Origin of the sequence: Pseudoroseicyclus tamaricis, assembly GCF_012070395.1 — a bacterium.
GTDB lineage: Bacteria > Pseudomonadota > Alphaproteobacteria > Rhodobacterales > Rhodobacteraceae > Pseudoroseicyclus_A > Pseudoroseicyclus_A tamaricis.
This window is the reverse complement of record NZ_JAAFYS010000002.1, coordinates 360,868-381,097: the sequence shown is the minus strand read 5'-3', so window position 1 is coordinate 381,097 and position 20,230 is coordinate 360,868. Positions and strand designations below refer to the sequence as shown.

Annotated in this window: 21 protein-coding genes; 6 read left to right on the top strand and 15 right to left on the bottom strand. The window is 69.5% G+C overall.

The window, feature by feature from the left end; all coding sequences use genetic code 11:
- The 3 genes from GY170_RS08205 (at position 1) to GY170_RS08195 (ending at position 3,449) form a co-directional block, all read left to right on the top strand.
- Complete coding sequence (locus GY170_RS08205; RefSeq protein ID WP_163891991.1) at positions 1–759, top strand: SDR family NAD(P)-dependent oxidoreductase; 759 nt, start codon at positions 1–3, stop codon at positions 757–759.
- A 124-nt stretch (positions 760–883) separates the two neighbouring features.
- On the top strand, positions 884–2,470 hold the full coding sequence (locus tag GY170_RS08200; protein ID WP_163891989.1) for an acyl-CoA dehydrogenase family protein: 1,587 nt from the start codon (positions 884–886) through the stop codon (positions 2,468–2,470).
- Between the two features lie 28 nt (positions 2,471–2,498).
- Positions 2,499–3,449, top strand: a complete 951-nt coding sequence (locus GY170_RS08195) for a magnesium transporter CorA family protein (RefSeq protein ID WP_163891985.1) — start codon at positions 2,499–2,501, stop codon at positions 3,447–3,449.
- A 7-nt stretch (positions 3,450–3,456) separates the two neighbouring features.
- On the opposite strand, the gene GY170_RS08190 is transcribed toward GY170_RS08195, so the two are convergent.
- From GY170_RS08190 to GY170_RS08160, 7 genes are read right to left on the bottom strand one after another with little or no spacing between them, the layout of a single operon-like run.
- Positions 3,457–3,738: a BrnA antitoxin family protein gene (locus GY170_RS08190; RefSeq protein WP_163891984.1), complete on the bottom strand. Its 282-nt coding sequence runs from the start codon at positions 3,736–3,738 to the stop codon at positions 3,457–3,459.
- Complete coding sequence (locus GY170_RS08185) at positions 3,713–3,997, bottom strand: BrnT family toxin (RefSeq protein WP_163891981.1); 285 nt, start codon at positions 3,995–3,997, stop codon at positions 3,713–3,715. The genes GY170_RS08190 and GY170_RS08185 overlap by 26 nt, the downstream gene beginning before the upstream one ends.
- Before the next feature lie 46 nt (positions 3,998–4,043).
- On the bottom strand, positions 4,044–5,675 hold the full coding sequence (locus GY170_RS08180) for an alpha-D-glucose phosphate-specific phosphoglucomutase (RefSeq protein WP_163891978.1): 1,632 nt from the start codon (positions 5,673–5,675) through the stop codon (positions 4,044–4,046).
- 32 nt (positions 5,676–5,707) lie between these two features.
- Positions 5,708–7,810, bottom strand: coding sequence for a glycogen debranching protein GlgX (glgX, locus tag GY170_RS08175; RefSeq protein ID WP_163891975.1), 2,103 nt, complete (start codon positions 7,808–7,810; stop codon positions 5,708–5,710).
- The gene (glgA, locus tag GY170_RS08170; protein WP_163891972.1) at positions 7,810–9,243 is read right to left on the bottom strand and encodes a glycogen synthase GlgA; all 1,434 of its coding nucleotides are present in this window, start codon (positions 9,241–9,243) and stop codon (positions 7,810–7,812) included. Before glgA ends, glgX begins: the two co-directional genes overlap by 1 nt.
- Positions 9,244–9,284: 41 nt before the next feature.
- A complete protein-coding gene (gene glgC / locus GY170_RS08165; protein ID WP_163891968.1) occupies positions 9,285–10,538 on the bottom strand; it encodes a glucose-1-phosphate adenylyltransferase in 1,254 nt (417 codons plus the stop codon).
- A gap of 36 nt (positions 10,539–10,574) precedes the next feature.
- Positions 10,575–11,426 carry an alpha/beta fold hydrolase gene (locus GY170_RS08160; protein WP_163891965.1) on the bottom strand — a complete coding sequence of 284 codons (852 nt, stop codon included), beginning with the start codon at positions 11,424–11,426 and terminating at the stop codon, positions 10,575–10,577.
- A 227-nt stretch (positions 11,427–11,653) separates the two neighbouring features.
- Here GY170_RS08160 and GY170_RS08155 point away from each other — a divergent pair, with 227 nt between their 5' ends.
- From GY170_RS08155 to GY170_RS08145, 3 genes are read left to right on the top strand one after another with little or no spacing between them, the layout of a single operon-like run.
- The gene (locus GY170_RS08155) at positions 11,654–12,034 is read left to right on the top strand and encodes an NADH:ubiquinone oxidoreductase subunit NDUFA12 (protein WP_163891962.1); all 381 of its coding nucleotides are present in this window, start codon (positions 11,654–11,656) and stop codon (positions 12,032–12,034) included.
- 4 nt (positions 12,035–12,038) lie between these two features.
- The gene (mlaD, locus tag GY170_RS08150) at positions 12,039–12,491 is read left to right on the top strand and encodes an outer membrane lipid asymmetry maintenance protein MlaD (RefSeq protein ID WP_163891959.1); all 453 of its coding nucleotides are present in this window, start codon (positions 12,039–12,041) and stop codon (positions 12,489–12,491) included.
- Positions 12,488–12,883 (top strand): DUF2155 domain-containing protein, encoded by a 396-nt coding sequence (locus GY170_RS08145; protein WP_163891956.1) that lies wholly within the window; start codon positions 12,488–12,490, stop codon positions 12,881–12,883. Before mlaD ends, GY170_RS08145 begins: the two co-directional genes overlap by 4 nt.
- Here GY170_RS08145 and aat read toward each other — a convergent pair.
- The 8 genes from aat to GY170_RS08105 form a co-directional block, all read right to left on the bottom strand.
- A complete protein-coding gene (gene aat, locus GY170_RS08140; RefSeq protein WP_268960221.1) occupies positions 12,873–13,511 on the bottom strand; it encodes a leucyl/phenylalanyl-tRNA--protein transferase in 639 nt (212 codons plus the stop codon). The two genes, GY170_RS08145 and aat, sit on opposite strands and share 11 nt — an antisense overlap.
- Complete coding sequence (gene accC / locus GY170_RS08135; RefSeq protein WP_163891954.1) at positions 13,481–14,833, bottom strand: acetyl-CoA carboxylase biotin carboxylase subunit; 1,353 nt, start codon at positions 14,831–14,833, stop codon at positions 13,481–13,483. Before accC ends, aat begins: the two co-directional genes overlap by 31 nt.
- Positions 14,834–14,843: 10 nt before the next feature.
- Positions 14,844–15,344, bottom strand: a complete 501-nt coding sequence (accB, locus tag GY170_RS08130; RefSeq protein ID WP_163891951.1) for an acetyl-CoA carboxylase biotin carboxyl carrier protein — start codon at positions 15,342–15,344, stop codon at positions 14,844–14,846.
- A 154-nt stretch (positions 15,345–15,498) separates the two neighbouring features.
- Entirely contained in the window at positions 15,499–16,014 is a 516-nt protein-coding gene (locus GY170_RS08125; protein WP_163891948.1) for a hypothetical protein, read from the bottom strand.
- 137 nt (positions 16,015–16,151) lie between these two features.
- The gene (locus GY170_RS08120; protein ID WP_163891945.1) at positions 16,152–16,577 is read right to left on the bottom strand and encodes a GNAT family N-acetyltransferase; all 426 of its coding nucleotides are present in this window, start codon (positions 16,575–16,577) and stop codon (positions 16,152–16,154) included.
- Between the two features lie 128 nt (positions 16,578–16,705).
- Positions 16,706–18,673 carry an acetate--CoA ligase gene (acs, locus tag GY170_RS08115; protein ID WP_163891943.1) on the bottom strand — a complete coding sequence of 656 codons (1,968 nt, stop codon included), beginning with the start codon at positions 18,671–18,673 and terminating at the stop codon, positions 16,706–16,708.
- Positions 18,674–18,687: 14 nt separating this feature from the next.
- A complete protein-coding gene (locus tag GY170_RS08110; RefSeq protein ID WP_163891940.1) occupies positions 18,688–19,461 on the bottom strand; it encodes an ABC transporter ATP-binding protein in 774 nt (257 codons plus the stop codon).
- A gap of 10 nt (positions 19,462–19,471) precedes the next feature.
- Positions 19,472–20,230 carry an ABC transporter ATP-binding protein gene (locus tag GY170_RS08105; protein ID WP_163891938.1) on the bottom strand — a complete coding sequence of 253 codons (759 nt, stop codon included), beginning with the start codon at positions 20,228–20,230 and terminating at the stop codon, positions 19,472–19,474.

Sequence of the window (20,230 nt, the reverse complement as noted above, 5' to 3'; positions counted from 1 at the left end):
ATGCAGATCGACGGGACGAGCGCATTGGTGACGGGCGGGGCCTCCGGCCTCGGCGCCGCGACGGCGCGGATGCTGGCCGAGGCCGGCGCGAAGGTGACGATCCTCGACATCAACGAGGGCGGGGCCATCGACCTCGCGAAGGAGATCGGCGGCCACGGGCTGGCGGTGGATGTCACCTCCTCCGAGCTGGTGCGCGCCGCCTTCAACGTTGCCTGCAATGCCTACGGGGTGCCGCGCATCGTCGTCAGCTGCGCCGGCATCGGCGGGGCAAGCCGCATCGTCGGCCGCGACGGGGTGATGCCGCTGGCCGATTTCGAGCGGGTGATCCGGGTGAACCTGATCGGCACCTTCAACGTCATGCGCATCGCCGCCCACCAGATCAGCCTCGCCGACGGGCCGCGCGGCTGCCGGGGGGCCATCGTCAACACCGCCTCCGTCGCCGCCTTCGAGGGGCAGATCGGGCAGGCGGCCTACGCGGCGTCGAAGGGCGGCATCGTCTCCATGGCGCTGCCGGCGGCGCGGGAGTTCGCGCGCTTCGCCATCCGGGTGAACACGATCGCGCCGGGGGTCTTCGACACCTCGCTGCTGCAAGAGCTCGGCGACGACGCCCGTGACGCGCTGGAGCGGACGATCATGCATCCCTCGCGGCTGGGCGACCCGGCCGAGTTCGCCCACACGGTGAAATACGTGGTGGAGAACGACTACCTCAACGGTGAGGTCATCCGGCTGGATGCCGCAACTCGGCTCGCGCCGAAGTGAGCGCCGGCGCCGGGTGGCGGGCGGAGGAGGGGGGCTGTCTGCCCCCCGCTGGCTGCGCCAGCCCCCCCGAGGATATTTCGGGAAAAGCGAGGGCAGGGGCGCCTGAAGACTGGCGGCGGCTCTGATGGACTGGGCGGGGGCGGAGCGGCGGTCGCTGGCGATGCTGGGCGTAACGCCGGGGTGGCAACGGCTTTGCGCGCTGGGCGCGGTGGATGACGAGACGGCGGGGGCCGTGCTCGACGCCGCCGGGCGGCTGGCGGCGGAAATGCTGGCGCCGGTCGGCGAGGCGTCCGACAGGGAGGGCGCGCGCGTCGAGGGCGGGCACGTGGTACTGCCGGAGGGGTTCGGTGGGGCCTGGGCCGCCATGGCGGAGGGCGGCTGGATCGGGCTGGACCTGCCCGAGGAGGTCGGCGGCGCCGGCCTGCCGGTGGCGCTGCAGGCGGCGGCGGAATCGCTCTTCGATGCCGCGGCGCCGGCCTTCGGCATGGCGCCGGGCGCGGCACGCTCGGCGGGGCATCTGCTGGCGGCGCATGGCGGCGAGGCGCTGGCGGAGTGGGTGCCGGCGCTGATCTCCGGGGAGCGGGCGGCGACGATCTGCATCTCCGAGCCCGGCGCGGGCTCCGATGTCGGGCGGATCGCCACGAAGGCCGTGAGGGACGGCGATGGCTGGCGGGTGACGGGGCAGAAGATCTGGATCTCCTTCGGCGATCACGACCTTGCCCCGGTGATCGGCCATTGTCTGCTGGCGCGGACCTCCGAGGCGCCGGGGACGCGGGGGCTGTCGCTGTTCCTCGTGCCGGCGCGGCGGGGCGAGGCGGGCGTGAGCCTGTTGCGCATCGAGGAGAAGATGGGCCTCCACGGCTCCCCCACATGCGCGCTCGCCTTCGACGGGGCGGAGGCGCAGCTGATCGGGGAAGAGGGGCGGGGGCTCGCGCAGCTCTTCGCCATGATCGAGCTGATGCGCCTGCAGACCGGGGTGCAGGGGCTGGGGCTGGCGATGGCGGCGGCGGATATCGCCGAGGCCTATGCCGAGGAGCGCCGGCAGGGCGGCGACCCGGCGGCGCCGCCGGTGCCCATCGCGGGGCACCCGGACGTCGCCCGCCAGCTGCGGGAGCTGCGCGCCCGGACGGAGCTGCTGCGCGCCGCCGTCTTCGAGCTGGCGGTGCAGATCGACCTTGCCCAGCGGGCACCGGAGGCAGCGGAGCGGGAGGAGGCGGCGGCGCTGGCCGCCTTCCTGATGCCGCTGGTGAAGACCTTTGGCGCGGAGACGGGCTTCGACGTGCCGCACCGGGCCATCCAGGTGCTCGGCGGCGCCGGCTATACCCGCGACTGGCCGCTGGAGCGGATGCTGCGTGACGCGCGCGTGCTGGCGATCTACGAAGGCACGTCGGGGATGCAGGCCATCGACTTCACCGAGCGGCGGCTGGTGCGGGACCGGCGGGGGCTCGACGTCTTCGTCGCCCAGGCCGGGGCCGAGGCCTTCGCAGGCCTCGCCGGGGAGGTGGCGGCGGCGCCGGAGGCGGCGCGGCTCGCCGCCGCCGATGCCGTGATGCGCGCCGGCTGGGCCGCCGTCACCGGCTGGCTGGCGGAGCGGATCGCGGCGGTGGACCCCGCCAGCGCCGAGACGCTTCGCCGTGCGCTGCCGCAACGCTTCGCCCTTCACGCCGCCGAGGCGCGCGCTGCCCTTGACGCCGGGCCCGTCATCGACTGACTGGGGCCAAAGTCACGAAGGAGGCGACATGCTCAACGCCTGGAGCCGGGACGGCGTGGGCCTGATCCGCGGCGCGGACAACGCGGCGCTGCAGGAGGCCCTGTGGATCGATCTGTTCTGCCCCGAACCGGAGGAGGTGGCGGCGGTCGAGGCGCTGGGCCTGCCCGTGCCGACGCACGAGGACATGGAGGAGATCGAGATCTCCAACCGCCTCTACACCCAGAACGGGACGGAGGTGATGACGGCCATGCTCTCCGGCCGGATGCCGGATCGCTCGCAGGTCTCCGGCCCCGTCTCCTTCGTGCTGACGGAGGACAGGCTGCTGACGGTGCGCTACCACGCGCCACAGCCGTTCGAGACCTTCGGCCCCCGCGCCGGGCAGAGCTCCGTCGGGACCGAGAGCGTGGAGATGCTCTTCCTCGGGCTGATCGAAGAGATCATCGCCCGGCAGGCCGACCTGCTGGAGGCGGTGGGCCGCGTGCTAGATGCCGTGGCGCGCGATGTCTACGAGGACGAGGAGCGCGAGGAGGGCGACCTGCGCGAGATGCTGCGGGAGCTCGGCCGACAGGGCGAGGCGATGAGCCGGGTGCGGCTGGGGCTGCTCAGCGTCGAGCGGGTGCTGGGCTTCTTCCTTGCGCGGCGGTCGACGGCGAAGGGGCATGTGAAGGGCGCGGTAAAGGCGCGCCAGCGCGATATCGACGCGCTGGAGGTGCATGCCGATTTCCTCGCCAGCCGGCTGGGGCTGATCACCGACACGACGCTGGGGATGATCGACCTCGACCAGTCGGCGACGGTGCGGATCGTCTCCGTCATGAGCGTGATCTTCCTGCCGCCGACGCTGATCGCCTCGCTCTACGGGATGAACTTCGAGTTCATGCCGGAGCTGGACGAGCCATGGGGCTACCCGGTGGCGGTGGCGGCCATGGTGGGCTCGGCGGTGCTCACATGGGCGTTCTTCCGGTGGCAGCGGATGTTGTGAGCGGGACTCAGTCGGCGCCGCCTCTGTGCCGCGCGAAAGCGGTGAGCACCGAAGCCATGCGCCTTGTGTAGCCCTTCGGGTCTTCGCGCTTGAAGAAGGCGATCACGTCCTCGTCGAGCCGCATCGTCACGGTCGGCTTGGGCGCGGGGCGCTGCCAGTCGACGTCACCCATGTCGGGGATCTCGCTATAATCGATCTCGTCATCGGGTGTCGCATCCAGCCGTGCCTTTGCTGAGTCACTCAGGCTGGGCGGATTGTCCGGGTCAAGTCGGAAGGTCTTGGTTGCCATCGTAACGCTTCCTTTCTCGCGCGTTCGCCTTTCGGGCAGAGACAATGCGAACGGCCTCGCCCCGCCAAGTATAGGTGACCGCAAATAGCCGGCCTTCTATCAGCCCGAATGCCGTCCAGCGGACCTCGCCATAGTCCTTCCGGTCGTCCTGGAAGGTCACGCGGCCCGGGTCGAGGAAAACGGCTGTCACCTCCTCGAAGCCGAAGCCGCGGGCCGCGCGGGTGGCGTCAGATTTGGCCGCGTCCCACTCGAAAAGCATCGTCTGGCAATGTAAGGCAGAACGTCTTACATTGCCAGCCTTCGCCTCAGGTGATGACGTTCGGGCCCTCGCGGCCGCTGCGCTCCTTTATGCCGGCGATGCTCTCGGCGGCGGCGATGACCGGGGCGAGGGCGTCCTGGGGGTCGGCGTCGAGCTTCGCGGGGTCGGTCTCCAGTCGCTCGAGGTAGAGGCGGATCGTGGCGCCGACGGTGCCGGTGCCGGAGAGGCGGATGACGGCGCGGGCGCCGCCCTCGAAGGCGATGATCAGGCCCTGCCGCGCGGAGCGGGAGCCGTCCACCGGGTCGTCGTAGGAGAACTCGGTGGCGCTCTCGACCGTCAGGCCGCCATGCTCCTGCCCCGGCAGCTCGGCGAGCCGGCCCCGCAGCTCCTCCACCATCTCGTTCGCCACGCCGGCGTCGACATCCTCGTAATCGTGGCGCGAGTAGTAGTTGCGCCCGTAGGTCTGCCAGTGATCTGCCATCAGCTCTGCGACGGATTTGCCGCTCTTCGCGAGGATGTTGAGCCAGAGGAGCACGGCCCAGAGCCCGTCCTTCTCGCGTACGTGGTCAGAGCCGGTGCCGGCGCTCTCCTCGCCGCAAAGCGTGGCGCGCCCCGCGTCCAACAGATTGCCGAAGAACTTCCAGCCCGTCGGCGTCTCGTAGCAATCGATGCCGAGCTTCTCGGCCACCCGGTCCACCGCCGCCGAGGTGGGCATGGAGCGGGCGACGCCCGCCAGACCGCCGGCATAGGCGGGCGCGAGGGGCGCGTTGGCCGCCAGCACCGCGAGGCTGTCCGACGGGGTGATGTATATGCCGCGCCCGACGATCATGTTGCGGTCGCCGTCGCCATCGGAGGCGGCGCCGAAATCGGGGGCATCGCCGCCCATCATCCGGTCGACCAGCGGCTTGGCCCAGATCGGGTTCGGGTCGGGATGGCCGCCGCCGAAATCGGGCTTCGGCTCGGCGTTGATGACCGTCCCCGCGGCAGCGCCGAGCTTCCCTTCGAGAATCGTCTTGGCATAGGGGCCGGTGACGGCGTGCATGGCGTCGAAGGTCATCGTGAAGCCGCCGGAGAAGAGGGCGCGGAGCGCGTCGAAATCGAAGAGCTCCTCCATCAGCGCCGCATAGTCCGTCACCGGGTCGATGACCTCGACCTCCATGGGCCCGATCCGGTGGGTGCCGGGGGCGGAGAGGTCGACGTCATGCGCCTCGGCGATCTTGTAGCCGGTGATCGTCTGCGTCGCGGCATAGATGCGGTCGGTGACGCCCTCGCTCGCCGGGCCGCCGTTCGGGCCGTTGTACTTGAGGCCGAAATCCTCCTCCGGCCCGCCGGGGTTGTGGCTGGCCGAGAGGATCAGCCCGCCATCGGTGCCCCGCTTGCGGATGAGGTTCGAGGCCGCGGGGGTGGAGAGCAGGGCGCCGACGCCGACGATGACCTTCGCCGCGCCGTTCGCCGCCGCCATGCGCAGGATCACCTGCGCCGCGCGGTCGTTGAAGTAGCGCCCGTCGCCGCCGAGGACGAGGGTCTTTCCATCCACCCCGCCGATACCGTCGAAGATCGACTGGACGTAGTTCTCCAGGTAGTGCGGGCCCATGAAGACGTGGGTCTTCTTGCGCAGGCCCGAGGTGCCGGGCTTCTGCCCCTCGATGGGGGTGGTCCGGGTCTCGATGATCTCCATGGCGCGGCTCCTCTTGCTGGTTGTGACCGCCGTCAGCTCTTTGGCGTCGTCGCCTCTTCCTGCACGAAGACCACGACGGAATTTTCACGCACCCGCGCCGTCTCCCGCGCCGGTTTGGGGCCGGCATAGGGGCGGGCGGTGTCGATATGGCGAACCCAGCGGCGCCCCTCGGGCGGGGCGGGCAGGGTGACGTTGACGCCGGCGCCGCTATTGTAGACGCACAGGATCGCATGTTCGAGAGCGGCATAATCGGGCGTGCCCGAGGCGGTTCGCATCTCGCAGATGATGGTGCGCAGCTCGGGGCGGGCCCAATCCTCCTCGCCCATCACGGCGCCATCGGGGCGGCGCCAGAAGAGATCGGGCTTGCCGTCGATCAGGCGGGGGCGGGAATGGAGGAAGCGCTTCTGCCGCAGGATCGGGTGCGCCTTGCGGAAGGCGACGAGCTGGCGGACGAACTTGAGGAAGTCCTCGTCCACCCCGCTCCAGTCCACCCAGCCGATCTCGTTGTCCTGGCAATAGGCGTTGTTGTTGCCCTGCTGGCTGTTGCCGAGCTCGTCGCCGGCGAGGATCATCGGTGTGCCCTGCGCGAAGAGCAGCGTCGCCAGCATGTTGCGGCGGCGGAGCGCCCGGGCGGCGCGGATCTTCTTGTCCTCCGTCGGCCCCTCGACGCCCATGTTGTCGGAGAGGTTCTCCGAATGGCCGTCGCGGTTCTCCTCGCCATTCGCTTCGTTGTGCTTCGAGCCGTAGGAGACGACATCCATCAGCGTGAAGCCGTCATGCGCCGTCAGGAAGTTGACGGAGGAGGTGGCGGGCCGGGTGTCATGGTCGAACTGCTGGGCCGAGCCGGTGAGCCGGTTGGCCAGCCGCGGCGCCATGCCGCCGTCGCCCCGCCAGAAGCTGCGCACCTCGTCGCGGAACTTGTCGTTCCACTCCGAGAAGGGCGGCGGGAAGGCGCCGAGCTGGTAGCCGCCGGGCCCGATGTCCCAGGGCTCGGCGATGAGTTTCACGCGGGAGAGGACGGGATCCTGCCGGAGCGCATCGAAGAAGGCGGCGCCGCGGTCGAAGCCGCCCTCTTCGGTGCGCCCGAGCGTGGAGCAGAGGTCGAAGCGGAAGCCGTCGACATGCATGATCTCCACCCAGTAGCGCAGCGAATCCATGATCATGCGCAGGACCATCGGGTGGTCGACGTTCAGCGTGTTCCCGGTGCCGGTGTCGTTGATGTAGTAGCGCGGCGTCTCCGCCAGCCGGTAGTAGCTGGCGTTGTCGAGCCCCTTGAAGGAGAGCGTCGGCCCCAGCTGGTTACCCTCGGCGGTGTGGTTGTAGACCACGTCGAGGATCACCTCGATCCCGGCGGCGTGGAGGCGCGCGACCATGTGCTGGAACTCGCCGATCTCCTTCGTCGCCATGTAGCGGGGCTCGGGGGCGAAGAAGCCGATGGACATGTAGCCCCAGTAGTTCTTCAGCCCCTTGTCGAGCAGGAAGCGGTCGTCGATGAAGGCGTGGACGGGCAGCAGCTCCAGCGCCGTGACGCCGAGCTTGAGCAGGTGGTCGATCACCTGGTCGGAGGCGAGGGCGAGGTAGGTGCCGGGGTAGGGCGTGCCGGGCTTGGCGGCCGTCAGCCCCTTCACATGCGCCTCGTAGACGACCGTCTCGTGCAGCGGCGTGCGCGGCGGCCGGTCATTACCCCATGAGAAGCAGGGATCGACGACGATCGAGCGCGGCATGTAGGGGGCCGAGTTGCGGGTGTCGAACGTCAGGTCCTTGTGCATGGCGCTGACGTCGTAGCCCATCAGCGCGTCGTGCCAGCGCGGGTGGCCCGAGAGCTTCTTGGCGTAGGGGTCGATCAGCAGCTTGTGCGGGTTGAACCGGTGCCCCTCGTCGGGCCGGTAGGGGCCGTGGGCGCGGTAGCCGTAATGCTGGCCGGGGCGGATGCCGGTGAGGTAGCCGTGCCAGACGTGCCCGTCATGCTCCGGCAGGTCGATGTTGAGTGTCTCGTCGCGCCCGTCGTCGGAGAAGAGGCACAGCGTCATGCGCGAGGCATGTTCCGAGAAGACGGCGAAGTTGACGCCTTCCCCGTCGAATGTCGCGCCGAGCGGGAAGGCCCGGCCCGGCTTGATCGCGTAGCGTCCCGGCATCAGGCGGGAGAGACCTCGTCATAGAGCCGCGCATAGGCCGCGGCGGAGCTGTTCCAGCCCACCGGCTGCGCCATGGCGTTCTTCTGCAGCTGCCGGAAGGTTGACGGAGAAGAGTAGAGATTGCAGAGCCTTGCAAGCGCATTCTTCAGCGCCTCGGCATCGGCCGGCCAGAACTGGAGCCCGGTTGCCACAGGCTTGGACAGCGCCGCGGGCGAGGCGTTGATGACCGTGTCGGCCAGCCCGCCCGTCAGCGCCACGACGGGCAGCGTGCCGTAGCGCAGCCCGTAGAGCTGCGTCAGCCCGCAGGGCTCGAAGCGGGAGGGGACGAGGATGGCATCGGCGCCCGCCATCATCCGGTGCGAGAGCGCCTCGTCGTAGCCGATCTGCACGGCGACATTGGCTTGCGTCTCCGCCCACTCCGTCAGCGTCGCCTCCAGATCGCGGTTGCCGGTGCCGAGGAGGGCGAGCTGGCCGCCCCGTTCCAGCAGGACAGGCAGCGCCTCGACAAGCAGGTCGAGGCCCTTCTGCTCGGTCAGGCGGGAGACGACGATGCACAGCGGCCCCTCCGCCTCCGGCAGGCCGAACTCGGCCTGCAGGGCGGCCTTGTTCGCCGCCTTGCCGCGCGGGCGCTTGTAGGGGGCGGGGATCAGGCTGTCCTCCGCCGGGTTCCACACCGCCTCGTCGATGCCGTTGAGGATGCCGGTCAGCTCCGCCCGGCGGGCGCGCATGACGCCATCGAGCCCCATGCCGAACTCGGGGCGCATCAGCTCGTTGGCATAGCCCGGGGAGACGGTGGTGAGCCTGTCGCAGGCCGTCAGCCCGGCCTTCAGGGCGCTGACCTTGCCCCAGTACTCGAAGCCTTCGCTGTGGTAGCGGGCCGGGTCGAGCCGCAGATCCTCCAGCCGGTGCGCCTCGAACAGGCCCTGAAAGGCGATGTTGTGGATCGTCAGCACCGTGCCGATGCCCGTGACGCCCTGCATGGCGAGGTGGTCGGCCACCAGCGCCGCTTGCCAGTCATGCGCGTGGATCACCTGCGGCGTCCAGCCGGGCAGGCAACCGCCACCGATCCGCGCCGCCATCCAGGAGAGGGCGGCGAAGCGCTCGGCATTGTCGGACCAGTCGGCACCGTCGGGGCCGAGGTAGATGGAGCCCTCGCGGGCGAAGAGATGCGGCGCGTCGAGGACGAGGAGGTCCAGCCCCGCCACCTCCCCCGCGAGGATGCGGGCCGGGCCGCCGAAGAGCTCCTCCTCCTCGCAGAGCGTGCCGGAGGTGGAGCCGAGCGCCGTCATCACCGCCGGGTAGCCGGGCAGGAGGGTGCGGACGCGCACCTCATGCGCCGCCAGCGCCGAGGGCAGGGCGCCCACCACGTCGGCCAGCCCGCCCGTCTTGACCAGCGGCGCGCATTCCGATGCCACCGAGAGCACGTCTCTCATCGCTTCCGTTCCTCTCCGCCCGCCCCGGGCCGGCGCTTGCCTCACCTCGCGGCGTCGCGCTTGTCCAGCATCGCCTGGGTGATCAGCGTCACCCCGCGCTCGCTGACGCGGAACCACTTGGCATCCTCGTCCGGATCCTCCCCGACGACGAGCCCCTCGGGGATCTCGACGCCGGCGTCGATCACCACCCGGCGCAGCCGCGCCGACCGGTGCACGGTGACGTAGGGCAGGACCACGGCGTGGTCGAGGACGGCGAAGGAATTGGTATGCACCTGCGTGAAGAGCAGCGAGTTGCGCACCTCCGTCCCGGAGATGACGCAGCCGCCCGAAACCATGGAGGAGATGGCGACACCGCGCCTGTCGGTCTCGTCATGGATGAACTTGGCGGGCGGCGCGCTTTCCGAATAGGTCCAGACGGGCCACTCGCGGTCCCAGAGGTTCAGATCGGGGTCGAAGTTGGTGAGGTCGATATTCGCCTGGTGGAAGGCATCGACGGTGCCGACATCCTTCCAGTAGGCGGGGCGGCCGGGGGCGCGCACGCAGCTGTCGTCGAAGCGGTGGGCCATGGCCTTGCCGTTCGTCACCAGCTCGGGGATCAGGTCGTTGCCGAAATCGTGGGAGGAGTTCGGATCCTCCGCGTCGCGGCGCAGCAGGTCGCGCAGGAAGGGCCAGGAGAAGACGTAGATCCCCATCGAGGCGAGCGCCTTGTCCGGCTCCCCCGGGATGGCCGGCGGATCGGCCGGCTTTTCGAGGAAGGAGGTGATCCTGTCGCTCTTGTCGACATGCATGACACCGAAGGCCGTCGCCTCCATCCGCGGCACGGTCAGGCAGCCGATCGTCACATCGGCCCCCGTCTCCACATGCTGGCGGAGCATGATCTCGTAATCCATCTTGTAGATATGGTCGCCGGCGAGGATGACGATGTAGTCGACGCCGTAGCTGTCGACGATGTCGATGTTCTGCGTCACCGCATCGGCCGTGCCGCGATACCAGCTCGTCTCGTCCATCCGCTGCGAGGCGGGCAGGATGTCGAGGAACTCGTTGCGCTCGGCGCGAAAAAAGCTCCACCCCCGCTGCATGTGGCGGATGAGCGAGTGGGCCTTGTACTGCGTGGCGACGGCGATCTTGCGGATGCCGGAATTCATGGCGTTGGAGAGGGCGAAATCGATGATCCGCGCCTTGCCGCCGAAGTAGACGGCCGGCTTGACCCGGTAATCCGTCAGCTCGCGCAGGCGCGAGCCGCGCCCCCCGGCCAGAACGAAGGCCATGGAGCGCTGTGTCAGTCTCGGTTCCATCCGTCTCTCCTCCCTGAACTGCCCGATTTGCCGGGCTTATGCTTGCGAACTCGCGGCCTGCCCCGCCCGTTCCTCGGCGTCGGCGAGGAAGCTCTCCAGCCGCGCGTTGAAGGCGCCCGGATGGGTGATGTGCATCGAATGGCCGGGCAGCACCGCGGTCTGCGTGCCGGGCAGCTCCCGCGCCATGTAGGGCAGGGCGCGCTCGGCGGCGTAGTCGCCGATGAAGGTCAGCGTCGGCAGCGCGGCATCGGCGGCGCGGGCCGCGGCGCGGCAATCGGCGAACATGCCGTCGGCGTTGTAGAGGAGCGCCGCCCAGTGCGGGCAGCCATCGGCGAGGGAGGCGAACCACTCCGCCTCCGCCGGGTCATCGGGGTAGTAGTGGCGCGCGATCCCCTCGAAGAGGGCGCGCTTGGCGGCATCGCTCACCAGCCCGTCGCGCTGGAAGGCGGCGACGTCGGCGGGTTTGATCGACGTCCAGTCCTCCGGGCCCCCGAGCATCGGGGCCGGCGGCTCGTCGATGATGATGAGGCTGGAGAGCGCCTCGGTGCCCTGCCGGGCCACGAACTCCCACGCGGCGACGGAGCCGAAGGACCAGGCCATCAGGGCGATGCGCCCGAGGCCGAGATGGGCCACCAGGGCGGCGACATCGCCCGCGAGCGTCGCGTAATCGTTGCCCGAGGTGGTGTCGGTGGAGGCACCGTGGCTGCGCGGGTCGAGCGCGATGCAGCGGCGGCTCTGGCCGAAATGGCCGAGCTGGGCGCGAAAGGCGCCGGCGGACATCGACCAGCCGGGCAGCATCACCAGCGGCGGGGCGCCGGTGCCGCCGCCTGCGGGACTCTCCTCGAGGTAGTGCAGCTCGATACCGTCTGCGGCGGAAAAGCGGGGCATTTCAGGCGCCACTTCCATCGGCCATCACCATGCTCTGGCTCATCTTTCCCCCGCGCCGCATCGCTCGTCCGGGCACCATAGGCCGGATCGCGCGGCGACAACAGCGCCCGCGGGCGCCTTTTGTCGCGCGGGCGTGATCGGCGGGCATTGGGCGCCCGGGCCAGCCCGTGCTGGACGTTTCTGCCCGCATGCGGCATGAGAGGGGCAAGCCAAATCGAGGGGCGCCCATGGGCCTGAAGACCTTCATCTCCCGCGTGTTCACCTGGTGGAACGGGCAGACGCTCGGCACCCAGCTCTTCACCGCCCGCCGCGGCGTGAAGGTGGGCGAGGATGCCGAGGGCAACGTCTACTACCACAACAAGGACGATTCGAAGCGCTGGGTGATCTACAACGGCTATGCCGAGGCGAGCCGGGTGAGCCCGGAGTGGCACGGCTGGCTGCACCGCTCGTGGGACGATCCGCCCTCCGTGCGCCCGCTGCCCCACAAGACGTGGGAAAAGCCGCACATCCCCAACCTCACCGGCACGCCCGCCGCCTATGCGCCGGCGGGCTCGCTCCGCCGCTCCCCCGCCGAGCGGACGGATTACGAGAGCTGGAGCCCCGAGTAACCGCATGAGGGAATCGCCGGCAGAGGTGGCGACCGGGGCCCTGGTGCTTCTGGTCGGGGCCGGGTTCATCTGGTGGGGCGCCGATCGCGTCTCCGCCGGGACGGATGGCGATTACGCCGTCACCGCCTCCTTCCGCTCCGTCGAGGGCATCGGCCCGGGGACGGATGTGCGCATGGCAGGCGTGAAGATCGGCCGCGTCTCCGGCCTCGATCTCGATCCGCAGAGCTTTCGCGCCGTGGCCGAGCTGTCGCTCGACAGCGGCGTGCCGCTGCCCACCGATTCCAGCGCCGTCATCTCTTCCGACGGGCTGCTCGGCGGCGCCTTCGTGGAGATCTTCCCGGGCGGCGAACTGGAGAACCTCGCCGAGGGCGGGCAGATCTACGACACGCAGGGCGCCGTGAGCCTGCTGCAGCTGCTGATCACCTATATCGGCGGCGGCTCGGAGGAGGCGCCGTGAGGGCCGCGCTCCTCCTCGCGCTGGCGCTCGTCGCCGGGCCGGTCGCCGCGCAGCAGGTGGTCTCGCAGGCGCCGGGCGGCGTGGTGCGGGTGCTCGACAAGATCACCGGCGCGGTGACGGACCTGACGCTCCGCTCCGGCGAGACGACGGAGTACGGCCACCTCGCCATCACGCTCGGCGAGTGTCGCTACCCCAGCAACAACCCCTCGGGCGACGCCTTCGAGTGGCTGGTGGTGCATTACCAGAACGGGCCGGAGCCGGTCTTCCGCGGCTGGATGATCGCCAGCGCGCCGGCGCTCAACCCCATGGACCACCCGCGCTACGACGTCTGGGCCCTGTCCTGCCTGACAGAGCTCGCGCCGGCCGCCGAGGAGGCGCCGCTCACCGAGTGAGCGGAGGCGGCGGCATGCCCTTCGCCGGGCCGCGAAAGCGGGCATCGAGGCGCAGGGCGTTGGCGAGCCGGCGGCGATAGACCATCCGCGGGATCTCCACGGCGCCGAGGCTGGCGAGGTGGGGCGTCAGGAACTGGGTGTCGAAAAGGGTGAACCCGTCGAGCCGCAGCCGATGGACGAGATGCGCCAGCGCCAGCTTCGAGGCATCGGCACGGCGCGAAAACATGCTCTCTCCGAACCAGGCGCCGCCGAGCGTCACGCCATAGGTGCCGCCGACCAGCGCCCCGTCCTGCCAGACCTCGACCGAGCTGCAATGCCCCGCCTCGTGCAGGGCGCCGTAGGCGCCGGCGATCTCGGCATTGATCCAGGTGGACGGGCGGTCGGCGCAGCCGGCGAGCACGCCGCCGAAATCCCGGTTCGCCGTCACCTCGTAGCCGCCGCGGCGGATACGCCGGGCGAGCGAGCGGGAGATGTGAAAGCCGCCCAGAGGGATCACGCCGCGAAAGCGCGGATCGACCCAGAAGACCTCCGGGTCGTCCTGCCCCTCCGACATCGGGAAGATGCCGGCGGCATAGGCACCGAGCAGCCGCTCGGCGCTCAGCCGGGTTGCAAAGCCTCTGTCAGCCACTTTTCGAGCCAGTGGATGGAGTAGTCACCGCGCTGGATATCCTCATTCTCGAGCAGAGCGTGGAAGAGCGGCACGGTCGTGTCCACCCCGTCGACGATCAGCTCCCCGAGAGCACGGCCCAGCCGCGCCAGCGCCTCCGGCCGGTCACGGCCATGGACGATGAGCTTGGCGATCAGCGAGTCGTAATAGGGCGGGATGCGGTAGCCGTCGTAGAGGGCGCTGTCCATCCGCACGCCGAGCCCGCCGGGCGCGTGATACTGGGTGATCTGGCCGGGGCAGGGGGAGAAGGTGGGGACCTTCTCGGCGTTGATGCGCACCTCGATGGCGTGGCCGCGGATGAAGAGATCCTCCTGCCCGAAGCTCATCGGCTCGCCGGCGGCGACGCGGATCTGCTCGCGGACGAGATCGACGCCGAAGATCGCCTCGGTCACCGGGTGCTCCACCTGCAGGCGGGTGTTCATCTCGATGAAGTAGAACTCGTCGTTCTCGAAGAGGAACTCGATCGTCCCGGCGCCGATATAGCCGATCTTGGCGACGGCATCGGCGCAGACCTTGCCGATCCGCGCGCGCTGCTCCTCGGTGATGGCGGGGCCGGGGGCCTCCTCCAGCACCTTCTGGTGGCGGCGCTGCAGCGAGCAATCGCGCTCGCCGAGGTGCACGGCCTTGCCCTTGCCATCGCCGAAGACCTGGATCTCGATGTGGCGCGGCGTCGTCAGGTACTTCTCGATATAGACTTCGTCGTTGCCGAAGGCGGCCTTGGATTCCGACCGGGCGGTCTGGAAGGCACGCTCGATCTCCGCCTCGGAGCGGGCGACCTTCATGCCGCGCCCGCCGCCGCCGGCGGTGGCCTTGATGATGACGGGGTAGCCGATCTCGGCTGCCACACGCTTGGCATCGGCCAGCGTCGGCACGCCGCCGTCGGAGCCCGGGACGCAGGGCACGCCGAGCGCCTTCATCGTCTCCTTGGCGGTGATCTTGTCGCCCATGATGCGGATATGCTCCGCCGTCGGGCCGATGAACGTCAGCCCGTGATCCTCCACCGCCTGCACGAAGGCGGCGTTCTCGGAGAGAAAGCCATAGCCGGGGTGGATCGCCTGGGCGCCGGTGATCTCGCAGGCCGACAGGATGGCGGGGAAGGAGAGGTAGGAGGCGGCGGAGGGCGGTGGGCCGATGCAGATGGCCTCGTCGGCCATGCGCACATGCATCGCGTCGGCATCGGCGGTGGAGTGCACGGCGACGGAGCGGATGCCCATCTCCCGCGCGGCCCGCACCACACGCAGCGCGATCTCGCCGCGGTTGGCAATGAGGATCTTGTCGAACATGGGGTGAGCCTTATTCGATGATCATAAGGGGGGCGCCGTATTCGACGGGCGAGCCGTCCTCGACGAAGATGCGCTTGACGGTGCCCGTCCGCGGGGCGGGGATCTGGTTCATCGTCTTCATGGCTTCGATGATGAGGACGGTGTCGCCCTCCTTCACCTGCTGGCCTTCGGAGACGAAGGGCGCGGCGCCCGGCTCGGCCTGCGTGTAGGCGGTGCCGACCATGGGCGAGGTGACGGCGCCGGGATGGGACGAGGCATCGCTGTCGTCGAGGCCGGCGGCCGGGGACGGCGCGGGGGCGGCGGCAGGGGACGGGGTCGCAGGGGCCGCGGGCGCGGCGGGGGTGCTGACCTGCGGGCTGAGCTGCATGTGGCGCGAGACGCGGACATTCAGGCTGTCATTCTCGCCGTAGTCGCGTTTGACCTGAAGCTCCGTCAGATCGTTGGCCCGCAGCAGCTCCGCCAGGGCGCGGATGAATTCCACGTCGCCCTCGTGCTGGTCATGTTCGCTCATCTGTCCCTCACGGCTTGTCTTCTGCCCTTGCTGCTGTGGCAGGCGCTCAGGCGCCGCCCCGCAGTTTGGGGGGCTTATACGCCATCGGGCTAGCTGTGGAAAGCAGGGGCTTCCGGACCCTCCGGAGGGGCGGAGCGGCGCCGGGCGGCCGCCCTCAGGCCGCCGGGGCGTCCTCCGGGCCGGCGCTCTCGGAGGGCGGGTCGCGCTCGGCCATGGCCGCGGCGGCCGCATCGGCGCTCTCGCGGGCTTCGGCGGCGACGGCGGCGGCACGGGAGGCCTCCGCCTCGGCCTTGGCGAGGGCCGCCTCCGCCTCGCCGGCGCGCCCGTCGGCGGCGGCGGCAGTCTGCTGCCGCTCCGCCTCGGCCTCGGCGCGGGCGGCGGCCTCGCGCTGGCGGGCCTCCAGATCGGGGAGCATGTTGATGCCGAAAGGCTTGAGCACCCGCTCCGGCGCGGCGATGGGGCGCAGTGTCTCCAGCCCGGCAAGGCGGGCGCGGGCGGCGGTGCCGGCCTCCGTCGTGCCCACCGGGGCGACGGGAAGCACGGGCAGGAGCGCCATGGGCATCTCGGGGCGCGTGTCGCGCGCGATGGCGGCGGCGCCGGCGGTGGGGCGCAGATCCGGCGCCGGCTGCGGGGCGGGGGAGCCGGCGCCCGGGGGTGGGGCGATATCCATCGGGATACTCCGGGTCGTCTGGTTTTGTGTCACAGACGAGCCTGCGCCCCCCGCGTAAACGGGAGGTGAATCGGCGGAGCCAATATGCGGGACTGGTAAACGGGTCGTTGCCCTGCCGGAGCGGCGCGGGCGCCGCCTCAGAGCCGTTTCTGGAAGAAGTGGCGGGACTGGCCGGCGAAATACTCGGGGATGGAGCCGATCTCCTCGAACCCTTCGCGGCGGTAGAAGGCCGGGGCCTGGAAGGCGAAGGTGTCGAGCCAGATGCCCGTCAGCCCCCGGGTGCGCGCCTCCTCCTCGACCGCGGCGAGGAGCTTCGTGCCAACCCCCTGGCCGCGGCGACCATCGGCCACGGCGAGGAGCTTCACGAAGACCCACGCCTTGCCGAAGATGGCGTCGATGCCGCCGGCCCATGTCTCGCCGTCCCAGGCCTCCATCACGATCTCCTCGCTCTCGAAGGACATGCCGTGGCCGGCAGCGTGGGTGTCGAGCGCCTCGAGGATGCGCATGACGGGGGCGGCGGGGGGCTGGCCCTCGGGGAGGGTGGCGCGGCGGATCTCGATCATGGGAGCGACCTTCTTCGAAACGAGGTCGCCGCCACCGGCGAACCGGCGGCGGCGGGGAGGGCCGGCCGAGGAGGTGGCCGGCGTCATGAGCCGAGGCGGAGGGCCCCGGTTCATCCTTTGGCAGGGCGTCAGCCCCGATTCATCCGGTTGTCGACAAGGTCGTCCACCACGGAGGGGTCGGCCAGCGTCGACGTGTCACCCAGGGAGCCGTAATCGTTTTCGGCGATCTTGCGCAAGATGCGGCGCATGATCTTTCCCGACCGTGTCTTCGGCAATCCGGGCGCCCACTGGATCAGATCCGGCTTGGCGATGGGGCCGATCTCGGTGCGCACCCAGCCTTCGAGTTCGCGGCGCAGCTCGTCCGAGGGCTCGACGCCGTTCATCAGCGTGACATAGGCGTAGATGCCCTGTCCCTTCACCTCGTGCGGGTAGCCGACGACCGCCGCCTCGGCGACTTTGGAATGGGCGACGAGGGCGCTCTCCACCTCCGCCGTGCCCATGCGGTGGCCGGAGACGTTGATGACGTCGTCGACGCGGCCGGTGATCCAGTAATAACCATCCTCGTCGCGGCGGCAGCCGTCGCCCGAGAAGTAGTAGCCCTTGTACTGCTGGAAGTAGGTGGACTCGAAGCGCTCGTGATCGCCCCAGACGGTGCGCATCTGCCCCGGCCAGCTGTCGGCGATGGCGAGGACGCCCTCCGCGGGGTTGCCCTCCACCACCTTGCCGCTTTCCGCCTCCAGCACCACGGGCTGGACGCCGAAGAAGGGCAGGGTGGCCGAGCCGGGCTTGGTGGGCGTTGCGCCGGGAAGGGGGGTGATCATATGCCCACCCGTCTCCGTCTGCCACCAGGTGTCGACGATGGGCAGCTGCCCCTTGCCGATGTTCTTGTCGTACCAGGCCCAGGCCTCGGGGTTGATCGGCTCCCCCACCGTGCCGAGCACCTTGAGCGAAGACAGGTCGCAGCGGGCGGGGAAGTCCGTCCCCTGGCCCATCAGCGCGCGGATGGCGGTGGGGGCGGTGTAGAACTGGGTGACCTTGTGCTTCTCGATGATCTGCCAGAAGCGGCTGGCATCGGGGTAGGTGGGCACGCCCTCGAACATCAGCGTCGTCGCGCCGTTCGCGAGGGGGCCGTAGAGGATGTAGGTGTGCCCGGTGACCCAGCCGACATCGGCGCCGCACCAGAAGACGTCTCCGTCGTGGTAGTCGAAGGTGTATTGCTGCGTCATCGCGGCATAGACGAGGTAGCCGCCCGAGCTGTGCACCACGCCCTTGGGTTTGCCGGTGGAGCCGGAGGTGTAGAGGATGAAGAGCGGGTCTTCCGCATTCATCGGGCGGGCGGGGCAGTCAGGGGCCACCGTCTCCATCATCGCCTTCACATCGACATCGCGCCCGTCGATCCACGTCGTCTGGTCGCCGGTGTGCTTGACGACGAGGCAGCGCACCTTGTCGGAGCAATGGAGCAGCGCGGCGTCGGTGTTCGACTTCAGCGCCGTGCGCTTGCCGCCGCGGGGGGCGGTGTCGGCGGTGATGACCGCCTTGGCGCCGCAATCGTTGATGCGGTTGGCGAGCGCGTCGGGCGAGAAGCCGGCGAAGACGACGGAATGGATGGCACCGATCCGCGCGCAGGCGAGCATGGCATAGGCCGCCTCGGGGATCATCGGCAGGTAGATGATCACGCGGTCGCCGCGCATGATGCCCTGGCTGAGCAGGACATTCGCGAAGCGACAGACCTTCTCGTGCAGCTCCCGATAGGAGATGTGCTGTACCTCTCCGTCCGGCTCGTCGGGCTCGAAGATGATGGCGGTCTGGTCGGCCCGAGTCTCCAGATGGCGGTCGATGCAGTTGGCGGCGACGTTGAGCGTGCCGTCCTCGTACCACTTGATGGAGACGTTGCCGAACTCGAAGCTGGTGTTCTTCACCTTCGTGTAGGGCTCGATCCAGTCGAGGCGCTTGCCTTCCTCGGCCCAGAACGCCTCGGGGTCGTTCACCGAGGCCGCGTACATCTCGTCGTAGCGGGCCTTGTCGACATGCGCGCCGGCCGTCATCTCCGCCGAAGGGGCGAAAGTCCTGCCCGCCACCTTGTCACCGTCTGCCATGTTGTCCTCCCGTATCAGATGGCCAGATACTGGGCGCGCAGGCCCTCGTCATCCAGCACGTCCTGCGCCGATCCGTCGAACACCACCTGCCCGGTGTCAAGGATCACCGCGCGGTCGGCGAGCTTCAAAGCGGCGACGGCGTTCTGCTCGACGATGATCGTGGTGATGCCCTGATCACGGATCAGCTCCAGCGTCTTGGCGATTTCCTGCACGATCACGGGGGCGAGGCCCTCGTAGGGCTCGTCGAGGAGCAACACCTTGATATCGCGCGCCAGGGCCCGGGCGATGGCCAGCATCTGCTGCTCGCCGCCCGAGAGGGTGACCCCCTCCTGCCGGCGCCGCTCGCCGAGGCGGGGGAAGAGCTCGTAGATGCGATCCAGCGACCAGCCGATGGGCGGGTTGATCTGGGCGAGCTTGAGGTTCTCCTCCACCGTCAGGCCGGAGATGATGCGCCGATCCTCCGGGACCAGCGCGATGCCTTTCTGCGCGGCCTGATGGCTCTTCATCTTGTGCAGGGGCTCGTGGTCCAGCCAGATCTCGCCGTGCTTCAGGCTCGGGTTGCCGAGCCGGGCGATCGTGCGCAGCGTCGATGTCTTGCCGGCGCCGTTGCGGCCGAGGAGGGCGAGGATCTCGCCCTCGTGGATGTCGAAGGACACCCCCTGCACGATGTAGCTCTCGCCGTAATAGGCCTGGATATCCCAGACGGAGAGGAACTTCGGCGCCGTCGCGGCCATGTTGCGGGTCTTGTCGAAGGGCTGCGGCCCCTTGAGATGCTCGACATGGGTCATGCGTTCTTCCTCACACCTGTGCTTCGCCGAGATAGGCTTCGCGCACCTTGGGATGGCCCTTGATGTTCTCGGGCGTGTCCTCGACCAGCGGCGTGCCTTGGGCCAGCACGGTGATGCGCTCGGCGAGGGAGAAGACGACGTGCATGTCGTGCTCGATGATCGCCATGGTGATGGGGCGCGTCTCCTTGATCTCCTTCAGCAGGTCGATGGTGTTGTTGGTATCGGCCCGCGCCATGCCGGCGGTCGGCTCGTCGAGGAGGAGGAGCTTGGGCTGCTGGACGAGGCACATCGCCATCTCCAGCCGCCGCTTGTCCCCCCGGCTGAGGGAGCCGGCGTGCAGGTTGCGCTTGTCGGCCATGTTGACGTCGGCGAGGATCTGCTCCGCCTCCTCGTTGATCGTCCCCTCGTGGGCGACGCTCTCGAAGGCATGCATCCGGAAGGCGCCGTCGCGGCGGGCAAAGCAGGGGATCAGCACGTTCTCCAGCACCGAGAGGTCGGTGAAGATCTCCGGCGTCTGGAAGACGCGTGAGATGCCCATCTGGTTGATCTCGTGCGGTTTCCTCCCCAGCACCGACTTGCCGTCGAACATGACGGAGCCGGTGTCGGGCCGCAGCTTGCCGACGAGCACGTTGAGCAGCGTCGACTTGCCCGCGCCGTTCGGCCCGATGATGGCGTGGACGGTGCCCTCCTGCACGGAGAGGTTGACGTCCTGCAGCGCCTTGAGGCCGCCGAAGTTCTTGTTGACGCCCTTGACTTCGAGAATGCCCAT